Origin of the sequence: Pedobacter sp. V48 (assembly GCF_000523515.1) — a bacterium.
In the GTDB taxonomy this organism is placed as follows: domain Bacteria; phylum Bacteroidota; class Bacteroidia; order Sphingobacteriales; family Sphingobacteriaceae; genus Pedobacter.
Genome location: NZ_AWRU01000019.1, coordinates 1 through 8,955, shown reverse-complemented (window position 1 = coordinate 8,955; position 8,955 = coordinate 1). Strand labels below are relative to the sequence as shown.

Annotated in this window: 8 protein-coding genes and 1 pseudogene; 5 read left to right on the top strand and 4 right to left on the bottom strand. The window is 39.3% G+C overall.

Features of this window, described 5'->3' with window-relative positions; genetic code table 11:
* The coding region (locus N824_RS34360) for an SDR family NAD(P)-dependent oxidoreductase (RefSeq protein ID WP_048906369.1) at nt 1–503 on the bottom strand (503 nt) is incomplete at its 3' end.
* Between the two features lie 238 nt (nt 504–741).
* On the opposite strand from N824_RS34360, the gene N824_RS16350 reads away from it, so the two are divergent.
* The 3 genes and pseudogenes from N824_RS16350 (at nt 742) to N824_RS16340 (ending at nt 2,798) form a co-directional block, all read left to right on the top strand.
* Entirely contained in the window at nt 742–1,191 is a 450-nt protein-coding gene (locus N824_RS16350) for an SRPBCC family protein (protein WP_048906235.1), read from the top strand.
* A 232-nt stretch (nt 1,192–1,423) separates the two neighbouring features.
* Nucleotides 1,424–2,056 (top strand): annotated as a pseudogene (locus tag N824_RS16345) (DeoR/GlpR family DNA-binding transcription regulator).
* A 121-nt stretch (nt 2,057–2,177) separates the two neighbouring features.
* The gene (locus N824_RS16340) at nt 2,178–2,798 is read left to right on the top strand and encodes an NUDIX hydrolase (RefSeq protein WP_048906233.1); all 621 of its coding nucleotides are present in this window, start codon (nt 2,178–2,180) and stop codon (nt 2,796–2,798) included.
* 67 nt (nt 2,799–2,865) lie between these two features.
* On the opposite strand, the gene N824_RS16335 is transcribed toward N824_RS16340, so the two are convergent.
* The 3 genes from N824_RS16335 to N824_RS16325 form a co-directional block, all read right to left on the bottom strand.
* Entirely contained in the window at nt 2,866–5,640 is a 2,775-nt protein-coding gene (locus tag N824_RS16335) for an outer membrane beta-barrel protein (protein WP_048906232.1), read from the bottom strand.
* Nucleotides 5,641–5,754: 114 nt separating this feature from the next.
* Nucleotides 5,755–7,257, bottom strand: coding sequence for a M56 family metallopeptidase (locus N824_RS16330; RefSeq protein ID WP_084498364.1), 1,503 nt, complete (start codon nt 7,255–7,257; stop codon nt 5,755–5,757).
* A 19-nt stretch (nt 7,258–7,276) separates the two neighbouring features.
* On the bottom strand, nt 7,277–7,675 hold the full coding sequence (locus N824_RS16325; RefSeq protein ID WP_048906230.1) for a BlaI/MecI/CopY family transcriptional regulator: 399 nt from the start codon (nt 7,673–7,675) through the stop codon (nt 7,277–7,279).
* Between the two features lie 158 nt (nt 7,676–7,833).
* On the opposite strand from N824_RS16325, the gene N824_RS16320 reads away from it, so the two are divergent.
* Together N824_RS16320 and N824_RS16315 are read left to right on the top strand one after the other, a co-directional pair.
* Entirely contained in the window at nt 7,834–8,280 is a 447-nt protein-coding gene (locus N824_RS16320; protein ID WP_048906229.1) for an SRPBCC domain-containing protein, read from the top strand.
* 148 nt (nt 8,281–8,428) lie between these two features.
* Complete coding sequence (locus N824_RS16315; RefSeq protein ID WP_084498363.1) at nt 8,429–8,875, top strand: DinB family protein; 447 nt, start codon at nt 8,429–8,431, stop codon at nt 8,873–8,875.
* Nucleotides 8,876–8,955 lie beyond the last annotated feature (80 nt).

The following is an 8,955-nucleotide window of genomic DNA, read 5'->3' as shown; positions in this document are numbered from 1 at the left end:
TGTATGGCTTCAAATGCCCATTTTGATGAACTGTAGCAGCCGATAACCGGTAGGGTTACATGACCCAGATTACTTGATGTTCCGAGTATATGACCAAATCCTTGTTCCCGAAGTAATGGTAGAGCGGCTTGTATAACTGCAACCGGGCCAAGAATATTGGTTTCATAAAGCGCGCGAATGTCATCCGCGCCGGCTTCTTCAATAGTCCCTACCAATGAATAGCCGGCATTGTTCAGTACAATGTCTAGTCGACCGAAATGGTCATGGGCCTGCTCCACCGCCGCCTTTACCTGCTGGGAATTTGTGACGTCGAGTTCTAAAGTCAATACATTTTTACCATACTTTTCCTTCAGGTCTGCTATACTTTCCAAACTGCGTGCGGTAGCGGCAACATTGTCGCCACGTTTTAATGCTGCATCAGCCCAAACGCGCCCGAAACCCCTGGAAGCGCCCGTGATGAACCAAACCTTATTTGCATTTAAATTATCTTTTTGATGTGTCATGATTTTATATTTTAAATAAATGATACAACAAAGGTCAATAGATGCAATAGTCTGCTTGTAGGCTAATTGAGGGTTTTTGTAGCCAAAATGAGGATCTCAAACTTAAGGCTATAATGGCTAATATGTCGCAAATTGATCGTGAAATTGTCGTATATGCCCCTGATCAATGCCTGTTTTTACTTGCATATTTGTTAAAGAAAATTAACATAAACATAAATCAATACTAAAAACTACTTTTATGTCAGACAACAAAGTTTCATTGCACAGAGTTATTAAGGCATCGCCTGAAAAGGTATATCGTGCCTTCACCGAAGCCTTGGCTATCGCTTCATGGTTACCACCTTATGGTTTTCTTTGTACCGTACACAATATGGATGTTAAGGTGGGTGGTACATTTAGAATGTCATTCCAAAATTTCACAACTGGTAATGACCATTCATTTGGTGGAGAATATATAGAAGTTAAACCAAGTGAGTTTTTGAAATATACAGACAAATTTGACGATCCAAACCTGCCGGGAGTAATGACCACATCCGTTTGGTTTCAAAAAACATCAGTGGGTACAGAACTAAAAGTATTACAAGAAGGAATACCTGCTGTAATCCCAGCCGAAATGTGTTATCTGGGTTGGCAGGAATCAATTGAAAAACTAATTAAATTGGTAGAACCTGAAATACCTGATGCTTGATTAGCTCCGGTTCAGACTAGGTCTGAGTCAATTCTGGTGAAAATCGGTAATCGTGAGATATGGTTGATGGGAAAAGCCGTTAATCAGATACGGACGGTCACAAACGGAATATGGCCGTTCGTCATGCTGATATCTTTTAATTAACATCTGTAATGCAATTATTTAGCATATTATTGTAGAAAATATGCAAATATGTTTCATTTATTTGTATTTTTGATGCAAATAAATAGCAATGACAAAATCCAAAAGGCAGCAACATATCCTCGATCAGCTTCGGCTAAACGATCAGGTTAGCTACCAGGAACTGGCCATAAAACTGCAAACATCAGAAGATACCATAAGGCGTGATATCCGTGAGATGGCCGATGCTGGCCTAATAGCCAGGGTGAAGGGTGGGGCACAGCCTAGAGCTATACTGCCAGTTACTTATCAGGAACGGGAAATCTACGCAAATACAGAGAAACGCATTGTTGCCCAAAAAGCAGCACGCCTGTTTAAAGATGGGCAGGTTGTTGTTTTTGATGGAGGTACAACACCTTTTCTAATTGCCAGCTATTTACCACGGAACATTGAACTAACACTCATTACCCATAGTTATCCCATCGCCAACCTAACCTTTGATTTTCCGAATATCGACCTCATTTTCGCAGGAGGGAGGGCTTCCAAAAAGTCAAAAGTTTCCACTGGTTTCGATGTACTTAAAAAGTACAGTACACTGCATGCAGATATCAGCGTGCTCGGTGTACACAGTTTGCATATCGACCAGGGTGTAACGGATCCCGTGCTTGAAGAAGCCGATGTTAAAAYRSRCAKYRKTGAWANYKRGYRAYYAGNWRAWSGTNTGTACCAACCACCGAAAAATTGAATGCGATATCAACCATCGAAATATGTAAAACTGATGCAATTGACTTGATGGTTACCAACCTGGACCCTGAGGATATATTGTTGCAACCTTACCGTAAAGCTGGAATAAAACTTCTTTAATTATGTCGTCACTGATTTTAAATTATGCTAAACGCCTCAAATCCATTGCCCATTTGGGTTTAACTTACGCCAACAACGAATATGATATCGAGCGATATCGGGAATTGGAGCAGATCAGTTTGGAAATGATGAACATGGCAACCGGATTGCCATCAGATCAGTTGGCTGGCTATTTTAGCACAGCAAAGGAATATATTACCCCCAAGGTAGATATACGGGCAGTTATTTTTAACGACAAAAATGAAATCTTGCTGGTCAAAGAGAAAGCAGACGGCAAATGGTCTTTGCCAGGCGGATGGGCAGATATTGGGCAATCTCCAACAGAAGCCGCAGTAAAAGAAGCTTTAGAAGAAACGGGCTTTAGTGTTAAACCGATAAAGCTATTAGCTGTGTTGGATAAGCGTTGTCATCCTCATCCTCCTCAGTTAGATTATGTGTACAAGCTCTTTATTCAATGTGAAATTACAAGCGGAGAGTATAATCAGGCATTTGATATTTTAGATATGGGCTTTTTCAAACAAGGTGGTTTACCTGAGCTTTCAAAAGATAGGGTGCTGGCCGGGCAAATTGACTTAATGTTTGAGTATTTAAATGATCCTGAAAAGCAAGCATTGATTGATTAAAGTGTCCCTTATCCCGACGATAGGAGGTATCTTTCCCCGGGATAACGTTGCTCATATGCCTAACAATTTAGAACCTGAAAAAAGTATCTCTGCCACCAACCTTGCCTCCAAAATTCTGAATGTTGTAAGTTAAAGTTAGCAGGCCATGACGGCCTAAATTATTCGTGCTGATATCCCTGATATAATTCTCGCTGATGTTAATAGACCTCCTTGTATTGGTATTTAAAATATCATTTACCGCGAACTTCAATTGAGCTTTGTCGTTCTTCAGAAACAAGAATGTAAGGCCGGCATTCCAAATCTGAATGGTATTGTTAAATCCAGCTACGGTCTGGGTATTGTACTGTAACTTAAAGCTTGTTTCCCAAACCATTTTTTTTGGAAAACGAACAACCATTTCTGTTTCACCTGTATGCACCAGAAAATTCAGATCACTATAAAAAGGATCATCATAAGAACTCTTATTAATACCCAGGTTATAGGTTTCAGCAAACTCAAACTTATCATTTAAATTAAGCCGGGTATTGAGTCTTGGGGTTAAAGCTATATTGCTGGAAAAGCTTTTTACTGAATTGACCAATACAATATCATGGTTATAGGTTAGCCAAAAACCACCTCCAAACGTAAACTGGTTCTTGCCGTTTTTAATCTCTTTATTTGCGAATCCACCGCCATTAAACTGCCATATGCCGTCCTCATTAACCGGAGTATTTACCTGAACACCATTGCCACGTATTACCCTCGACATCACAATTGCATCTTTCTGAAATGTTAGAAAGCCATTGTAGAAGTAATTGAGCGAGCGTTTTGTATCATACTTAGATATCCTTGTGCCAATTTGGTGAGTTCTTGCGGGTCTCAGGTTAGGGTTGCCTTCCTGTACGAACAAGGGGTTAGAGTTATTGGCCACAGGTTGAATGTATTTCACATCTGGTTCTCTGAAAGAAGGGGAGTAATCCAAACTAAAGGTCTTGTACCTCACTGTCAACGAGGGGGCAATGAACCGGTAATGCTGTTCAAATGAGGCTGCGCTGCTGAAGTTGTTTTGCAAGTCAATGGTATTAAGTACAAAACCTGGCTGGATGTTAAAGTCCTTGGTAATCTTCCATTTCAAACTTGCGCGTGAATTGCTTTTATATCCACTTTGAGTAACTGTTTCTGATAGGGTAGGAACCGCTATATCGTAAGCCTGATTGAGTGGGTTTTTATAAAAAGTAAATAGTGCATTTTCATTGTCCAGATAGTTGCCGCCAATTGCAAAACTTAGTGCCAATACCTTGCTAATTGGTTCAGCATAGTTGGCATTTAAGTCCAATCCAAAATTACTGATGTTATTGTCTCTTAGTTGATCTGTTACACTATTTGAAGGCGGATTATAGAAATCATTCTTCGCCACATTAAAATTATCATTAAGATTATCTCTTTTATTGATGCCTAAAGCGGCATAGAAAGTTCTTCCCGGTTTCTTAAAGTCTTTCCAGAAGTTACTGTTAAAATAATACTCTGTATTTGCTCCCCGCAATCTACTATCATTTATGCCATTGTTAAGTAAAATGCCAATGGCGTTCCTGGCTTCGGTTTGTTGAAAACCATTGTTGCGGGCGGTACGAAGAACAACAGAAGGCTCCAGTGTGAGCTTGGTCAGCGTATCAATTTGCCATTCCGCCTTAGCACCAATGTTGTGGTTATAATTCTTGTTGCGTTGATTGGAATTGGTTGTGGTGTGTAATTTTTCAATACCCAGATTTTGATTAGCATCAATGATCTGTTGCAGGTAGTTATCGATCGACCCAAAGAAATACTTACCGTTTACTTTTATCCCACCGTTGGTAAGCGTATTAAAATTTGCACCAGCCCCGGTTGAACGCTGCACTCCTGCAGAAGAGCCTCCAAATGAAATGTCATTTACAAAAGCAGCCCCATCACTGTTGGTATACATAGAATTAATGCCGCTTCTGGAAAATCCGCCAATACGAGAAATCTCTCCAACGTTAAAACCTGGTTTGTTCACATCATTGCCATAAGCCAGCAGACTTAGTTGTGTAGTATCCCTGAAAAAATTTAAAATGCCACCTGTTTCATAGAGCTCTTTTAGGCCGCCACCGGCATAAAGTTTACCAAAGGCACCCTGCTTAATGGCTTTCTTTAGCTTTAAATTGATTACCTGTGGCACATTTCCGGCTAATAGATCCGGATCCTGTCTTTTGGCCTCCTGATCGTCGGTCACCTGAACTTTATCTATGATATTTGCAGGGAGATTCTTGGTCGCAATCTGTTGGTCCCCTCCAAAAAACTCTTTTCCGTCAACTAATATCTTACTGACATCTTTACCATTTACCTGTATACTGCCATTTGCTGCAACAGTTACGCCAGGAAGTTTTTTTAGCAAATCATCTACCACAGCGGTAGGAAGTGTTTTAAACGATCCGGCATTAAACTCAATAGTATCCTTTCGTACAATGATAGGGGGGCGTTCGGAATAGATAACCACCTCATTTAAAGCATTTGTTTTTACAGACATTAGCAGATTCCCCAGATCTACATTGCTGCCTGCTGTAGTTAAGGTAACCTCTTTACGTAAAACCAAATATTGCCAGGCATTTACCACCAGGCGATACTTTGTTCCAGCTTCCAGGTTTGAAATCTTGAACAAACCTTTGTCGTCAGACAGTTTGTAGGTCGTTAAAACAGTGTCCTGCCCCTTAAAAATGGAAATTGTAGCATAATTAATGGTCATTTTTTGGTTGGCGCTGTCAATCAGCACACCGGTAAGGCTGCTTTTTTGGGCAAATAGGGTCACCGACGATAGCGCAAAAGCTATCGTTAATAAGTCTCTTTTCATAAAATTTCTAAATTTTAGGCAATAGGTTTCCTCTCACTTTTTAGTGATTTCTAAATTTTGCAGTAAATAATTGTTATTTGTTAAGTCTCAGATATTTTGCTTTTTCTATAAGTTTTATCTCGGTGAATCTCCAGTTGGGCCAGGTCGGCTTATTGGTCCAGGCTCGCCTATGGGACCTGTTGGACCAGGACTTACTTTAGGCCCGGAAGATTCTATTTTTACACGTAACTTAGACGATCGTACCGCAACCTCCTCAGCTCTAATTCTGACCTCTTCGGCCCTTGTTTTAGCTACATTTATTCTTATTTTGGCTTGGTCCAATCTTATCTTTGCTTCATCAGCTCTCGCCCTTGCTTCATCTGATCTAGCTCTTGCTTCTTCAGATCTTCTCTTATTTACCTCAGACCTTTTCCTGTCTTCTTCAAACCTCGCTTTCGCTTGATCAGATTTTATCTTAATTACTTCAGACTGCACAACATTTGCTGTTGCCAACTTCGAAGAATTACTTCTTTTAAGTTTAACCCTTTTCTTTGCCGGCCTGGGGTTCTGTTTTTTCCGAAGGTTTAATGTGTCGGTCTGTCTTGGTTCAATTATATGTTTCTCCGCAGGTGTAATCATGCGATCAGGAGGCTTACTTACACTTTGTGAACCAACAGACGAAAATGCTGCTGTCAGTACAACCGCTGTTACCAAACAAACTGTCAGCAAGCTTTTTTCTATGCCGCTCAAAGTATGATTATCATTTGAAACCATCCGCCTCACACGTCCAACTAAACTATTTCTGTTGGCAGCAAGCATCATTGCAAATCGCTGATTTACCTGATACTGCTGGCAAGAAAGCAAAGCATTGATATAGACTGTTTTATTCTGTTTAGTGGCTATCACCATATCATCACAGCAGTTTTCCCTTTCTGCTTTAATCAGCGTTGATATCCATAAAACTGCCGGATTAAAGAAAAATATAAGCTCCAGAAAGTTTTGCAATACATTAACCAGGTAATCCCTACGTCGAATATGACTTAACTCGTGAAGTAAAATTACCTCCACCTCGGCAACGGATAAATTAGCCATTAAGCCGACCGGAAGTAAAATCAACGGTTTTAAATGACCAAGAACCATTGGTATTTTTGCAATCCCAGATTCAACTACAGTGATTTTATTTTTAATCTCCAATATCTCACACAAATAACTGACCTTATCTACCCAGTATTTTCCTAACGGTATCAACTGTTCGCGCTTCAGACGATACAGGTTATAAAATCCCACACCAAGCCTGGTAAATTTGATACAAATCATTAAAAACCAAACAAGCACAATGATCTCTGATCTTGAATTCAAATATTGATAGCCGGAAAAAAGAATATTGTTCTCACTTGAGTCAATTGTCTGATTATATACCTCGTTAATCCCATCTGGAGCAGCCAGATGGAAAAGGAAGATCAAGCCTGTGGCCAAGGTAAACATTAAAAGATATCCAGTCAGTAATCTATACCTTAACCTGGCACTCGACCTCCGTGTAAAAATGATAGTTAAACCGCTAACCACAGAAAGTACCAGACCTAACCACAGAGATTGTAGCAAAGTATCGCAAATTGCTTGTATCAGTTGATGTTTCATATTGAAAATGAATAATTAGTTATTCCTCATTAATTTTGTTTAACAGATTTCTAATCTCTTCCACATCCTCTTTTGTGGTGCTCCCGTTTCCTAATAGTTGTACTACCAGCTTACTCGCAGAACCATTATACATCGCGTCTACAAATTTCTTTAAGAGGTGATGCTTTGTTTTCTCTTCGTTTTCTGTAACATGATAAATGTGCTTTACAGCGCTTTCATCTCTTTTCAGGATTTTTTTTTCGGCCATGATTTGCATCAGCTTCAAAGTAGAAGTATAGTTGATTTCCCTGCGTTCATTTAATTTGTCATTTACAAATCTAACTGACGACGGACCATATTCCCATAATACCTGGAGTATTTCAAGTTCTGATTTAGTAGGTTCAATTTTGCTGTTTTCAGTTTCGGATGCTGCTTTCATAAATCTAATGTAGGAATTTTTTCGTACGAAACAATAGGTAGTATTGTTTTTATTTTTTGCCCGTCCAAATCAACCCGTTATAATGTCTATTTTGGCCTATGCCAAGCAGTATAATTGCCTGTAAATTTGATTAATCATTAAAGATTAATTAAATAACTATGAAAACATTCGATTTCACTACCTCAATATTGGTAGCTCAAACACAGAAAGAAGTTTTTGATGCAGTAAACAACCCTCAAAATTGGTGGCCGGGAGAAATTACCGGCAGATCAGAAAAAATTAACGATGAATTCATTTACCGCTATAAAGAATTTCATTATTCAAAACAAAAGGTAGTGGAAATGGTGCCTGATCAGAAAGTAATATGGCTGGTTACTGAAAGCGCACTTAACTTTACCGAGGACATAAATGAATGGACGGATACAAAAATCATTTTTGAAATCTCAAACGAAGGAAACAAAACCAGGTTAAATTTTACGCATCAGGGATTAGCTCCTGAAGTAGAGTGTTTTGATGCCTGTTCAAGTGCATGGCGGCAAATTGTTCAGCAAAGCCTATTTAGTTTGATCACAACGGGTCAAGGGCAAGAACTTAACTTAGCTTAATTGTTTGAAAAACAGTAAATTTATAAGAAGCAAAAGTCTAAATACTCAATTAAAATCCAAAAAAACATGAAACTTAAAAGNTYTASCCKYKKTMCNMTGYTYRMYSMTMKKCAGMYMWWWGGCAAAGGCGCAAGTAACAGTAACTGATCTGGTAAAGGAATGGGAAAGGTCAAAAGCTTATACTAAGGAATATCTGGATGCAATGCCAGAAAGTGGTTATACTTTAAAGCCGACACCGGAAATGCGATCTTTTGCCGAACAGGTATTACACCTGGGAGATGCGAACTATGGTTTTGTTTCGGCTGTTACAGGCACTAAAAGCCCGGTTGGGCAGGGAGATCTGGAAAAAACCAATGATAAATCCAAAGCCAATGTGAGCAATTTGGTGCTGGCCAGCTACGATTTTGTGATCGATAATATAAAAAAGATGACAGATGCGCAACTCGATGAATCTATCAAATTGTTTGGAAAATTCGATATGACTAAAAGATTGGCTCTGGCTAAAGTTTTTGAACATCAGGCACACCACAGGGGGCAAACAACTGTATATCTTAGATTGGCAGGTATTAAGCCACCGCAAGAAAAGCTGTTTTAGGTACAATCGTCATGCTGAATTTATTTCACTGTTGTCCGGTTAACTTTATAACCGGACAAATTTTATGGCCTAGCTTATTG

Coding starts and splice junctions, on each gene's coding strand:
- N824_RS16330 (WP_084498364.1), bottom strand. CDS start 7,257: ATGAAACATCAACTGATACAAGCAATTTGCGATACTTTGCTACAATCT.
- N824_RS16320 (WP_048906229.1), top strand. CDS start 7,834: ATGAAAACATTCGATTTCACTACCTCAATATTGGTAGCTCAAACACAG.
- N824_RS16325 (WP_048906230.1), bottom strand. CDS start 7,675: ATGAAAGCAGCATCCGAAACTGAAAACAGCAAAATTGAACCTACTAAA.
- N824_RS16340 (WP_048906233.1), top strand. CDS start 2,178: ATGTCGTCACTGATTTTAAATTATGCTAAACGCCTCAAATCCATTGCC.
- N824_RS16335 (WP_048906232.1), bottom strand. CDS start 5,640: ATGAAAAGAGACTTATTAACGATAGCTTTTGCGCTATCGTCGGTGACC.
- N824_RS16350 (WP_048906235.1), top strand. CDS start 742: ATGTCAGACAACAAAGTTTCATTGCACAGAGTTATTAAGGCATCGCCT.